This is a genomic window from Mesorhizobium sp. M4A.F.Ca.ET.050.02.1.1, assembly GCF_003997725.1.
Classification (GTDB): domain Bacteria; phylum Pseudomonadota; class Alphaproteobacteria; order Rhizobiales; family Rhizobiaceae; genus Mesorhizobium.
Genome location: NZ_RZSG01000883.1, coordinates 1 through 2324 on the forward strand (window position 1 = coordinate 1; position 2324 = coordinate 2324).

Genomic DNA, 2324 nt, shown 5'->3' on the forward strand with positions numbered 1-2324 from the left:
GTGCCAAGGACGAATTGTCCTTCTACCCGCTGATCTACTGGCCGATCGACCCGGCCGCCCCGATGCCGAGCGAAGCCTCGATCGCCCGCATCGACGCTTACATGCAGCAGGGCGGAACGGTGCTGTTCGACACCCGCGACCAGTTCGCCAACGGCATCGGCGCGAACTCGACCAGCCCGGCGACGGAACGGCTGCGCGACATCCTCGGCAATCTCAACGTGCCGCCGCTGGAGCCGGTGCCGTCGGACCACGTGCTGACCAAATCCTTTTTCATTCTTCCGGAGTTCCCCGGGCGGTTCAACGGCAGCCCGCTGTGGGTCGAGGCCTCGCTCGACGCCAGCAATGCCGAGAACCGTCCGGTGCGCGTCGGCGACGGCGTCTCGCCGATCCTGATCACCGCCAATGACTTCGCCGGCGCCTGGGCTGTGGACGAGAATGGCGACCCCTTGCTGCCCACAGTGCCGGCGGATCCGATGCAGCGGATCTATGCGCTGCGCGCCGGCGTGAACATCATGATGTATATGCTGACCGGCAACTACAAATCCGATCAGGTGCACGTGCCTGTCCTGCTCGAACGGCTGGGGCAGTAAAGCCATGAACTGGTCGATCTCCTTCGAACCGCTTCTGGCCTGGCCGTGGCTTGTCGCAGTGCTGGCGCCGCTGGCGTTGCTGGCGCTGGTCGGCCTGTGGTTCCGTCAGCGCGGCTCGGTCCTGCGCTTCACCGCCTTGCTGGCGCTCGGCGCCGCGCTGCTCAACCCGGTGTTCCTCGATGAGGAGCGCGATGCCCTGAAGAGCGTTGTCGCCATCATTGTCGACCGCAGCCAGAGCCAGGACATCGGCGAACGCACCAAACAGACCGATGAGGCCTTGGCCGGGCTGCAGCAGCGCCTTGCCCGCTTCAAGCAGTTCGACGTGCGCGTGGTCGAGGCCGGCAAGTCCGATGCCGCCGAGGAGCGTACCGATACCAGGCTGTTCAGCGCGCTCGAAGGCGCCTTCCGCGACGTGCCGCCATCGCGAATCGGCGGCGCCGTCATGATCACCGACGGCGAGGTGCATGACGCGCCCGCCGGCGCGCCCGACTTCAATGCGCCGCTGCACGCGCTCATCACCGGCAATGACCACGAGAAGGACCGCCGCATACGCTTCGAGAACGCACCGCGCTTCGGCCTCGTCGGCAAGCCGCTCGACATGACCTACCGTGTCATCGCCACCGGTGATCAGTCCGGCCAGGTCGACGTCCGCGTTTCGATCAACGGTGAGCAGGTCTCCGTCGAGCGCGCCACGATCGGCCAGACGATGCCCCTGCAGGTCACCATTCCCAATGCCGGCCGCAACATCGTCGAGCTCGCCATTGACCACCAGCCGGACGAACTGACCGACGCCAACAACCGCGCCATCGCTCTGGTCGATGGTATCCGCGAGAATCTGCGCGTGTTGCTCGTCTCCGGCGAGCCGCATGCCGGCGAGCGCACCTGGCGCAACCTGTTGAAGTCGGACGCCTCGGTCGATCTCGTCCATTTCACGATTTTGCGGCCGCCGGAAAAGCAGGACGGCACGCCGATCAACGAACTGTCGCTGATCGCCTTTCCGACGCGCGAATTGTTCGTCGAGAAGATCAAGGATTTCGACCTGATCATCTTCGACCGCTACCAGCACCGTGACGTGCTGCCGATCCTCTATTACGACTACATCTCCGAATATGTCGAAAAGGGCGGCGCACTGCTGATCGCCGCCGGCCCCGAATATTCCGGCGAGAGTTCTATCGCCCGCACGCCGCTGATGTCGGCGCTGCCGGCGATGCCGAGCGGCGAGGTCGTCGACAAGGCCTTCTACCCGCGCCTCACCGATCTCGGCCAGCGCCACCCGGTGACGCGAGGGCTCGACAGATCCAACAGCGAGCCGCCGCACTGGAGCCGCTGGTTCCGCACCATCGGCGTCAAGAACCCCGAAGGCGAAGTGGTGATGAAGGGCGCCGACAATCTGCCGCTCCTCCTGCTCGACCGCAAGGGCGAAGGCCGCGTCGGCATGCTCTTGTCCGACCAGGGCTGGCTGTGGGCGCGCGGCTTCGAGGGCGGCGGCCCGCATGTCCAGCTCTACCGCCGCATCGCCCACTGGCTGATGAAGGAGCCGGAGCTCGAGGAGGAGCGGCTGACCGCCGACGGACGCGGCATGGTGCTCGAGATCCGCCGCCAGACGATGAGCGACGATCCGGGTCCTGCCCAGGTCATCACGCCGTCCGGCAAGGCGCTGATCGTCAAGCTGGAAAGATCCGAGCCCGGCATCTTCCTCGGCAGCGTCGAGACCAAGGAGATCGGCCTCTACCA

The 2324-nt window shown here is 65.8% G+C and carries 2 protein-coding genes; both read left to right on the top strand.

Going from position 1 to position 2324, the window contains the following annotated elements; translation table 11 throughout:
* The coding region (locus EOA33_RS32635) for a DUF4159 domain-containing protein (RefSeq protein WP_145989424.1) at positions 1-590 on the top strand (590 nt) is incomplete at its 5' end.
* Positions 591-594: 4 nt separating this feature from the next.
* On the top strand, positions 595-2324 hold a 1730-nt coding region (locus EOA33_RS32640; RefSeq protein ID WP_127407497.1), incomplete at its 3' end, for a hypothetical protein.